This is a genomic window from Mesonia mobilis DSM 19841 (genome assembly GCF_000423405.1).
Classification (GTDB): domain Bacteria; phylum Bacteroidota; class Bacteroidia; order Flavobacteriales; family Flavobacteriaceae; genus Mesonia; species Mesonia mobilis.
Genome location: NZ_AUHX01000056.1, coordinates 1 through 1,213, shown reverse-complemented (window position 1 = coordinate 1,213; position 1,213 = coordinate 1). Strand labels below are relative to the sequence as shown.

Sequence of the window (1,213 nt, the reverse complement as noted above, 5' to 3'; positions counted from 1 at the left end):
TTCGATTTCTATGACAATTGCAAACGATTTTTATAATTTGTTTGATTTTTAATTAATGCCATAGCGATGTGTATTAACTTGTTCCTGACCGCATTTAAAACACTCATCTTATTTTTGCCTTCTTCGACTTTTCTTAGGTAATAAATTCGTAAATCATTTTGCATTCTTACCGCCCTCATAGCAGCCATCTGAAGTACGGACTTTAATGTCATATCTGCCATTTTAGATACTCTGGGTTTGGTTCTCAGGCTGGTGCCGCTCTGTTGTTCAAATGGTACCACTCCAGCAAAACAAGCCAGTTTTCTCGGGTCACATAATCGCTTAAAACCTTCTGTTTTTACTGCAATTGTCCAAGCGGTAATATCACCAATACCTGGAATGGTTTTAATCCTATTTATTTCTGTACGTAGTTGATGATCAGCATTTATCTCTTTTTTAATCAAAGTCTCTATCTCCACAATATGCTTGTTTATTTCTTTGATACTCTTTTCGTTTATCCTGATCAATTTGTCAGTGGTTTTACTAAACGTAACACTTTTTAAATCAGAATTTTGTTGCTTCAAACCTGTTCGTTGTTTAATTTTAAAACGTCGTTGGCTTAATAGGATTTTAATGGCTTTTACACTTTCTCCTATCGGCTTCCAGCTTTCAAAGTCTTGGTGGTTTCTTTCAATAAATATAGCAATTCTTTTAGCGTCTATTTTATCATTTTTACCACGCACTAGACCAATACTCCTCTTTATGTGCTTAGGGTCTATTACATAAGTTCTAAAGGAGAATTTTTCTAAAACCTCATAAAGATTAAAGTTGTAATAACCTGTATTTTCCATACAAAGATAGGCTTGGGGATCTATTTCTTTTATAGTTTTCAATAATTTACCAATAGCAGCTACATTATTTTTGATTTTATGGAAACTTATCCTCTTAGGTTCTACTACACAAAAATCCAATGTAGCTTTACTAATATCAATGCCAACATAAACATTTTTCATAACTTTGTTTTACTTTGTTGAAGAGATGCTTTTCATCAATAACTCGACTCCTTGATAATGGGCTTTAAATCCCGAATTTCTATTAGAGATTTTGATGAAAGTCTGAACTTGAGTCTGAATCGAACTTTGAACTTTATGTTCTGAGCGAAAATAGTGTACTCAAGTTCAGCTCTCTTTTTTATTAAACTTACTATGAATTTACAAATACAAGTCTAAAGGAG

General features: G+C 32.7%; 1 protein-coding gene. It reads right to left on the bottom strand.

What is annotated here, in order from left to right:
* Nucleotides 1–8 precede the first annotated feature (8 nt).
* Nucleotides 9–992 (bottom strand): IS110 family RNA-guided transposase, encoded by a 984-nt coding sequence (locus G551_RS0112395; protein ID WP_027885852.1) that lies wholly within the window; start codon nt 990–992, stop codon nt 9–11.
* Nucleotides 993–1,213: the final 221 nt, after the last annotated feature.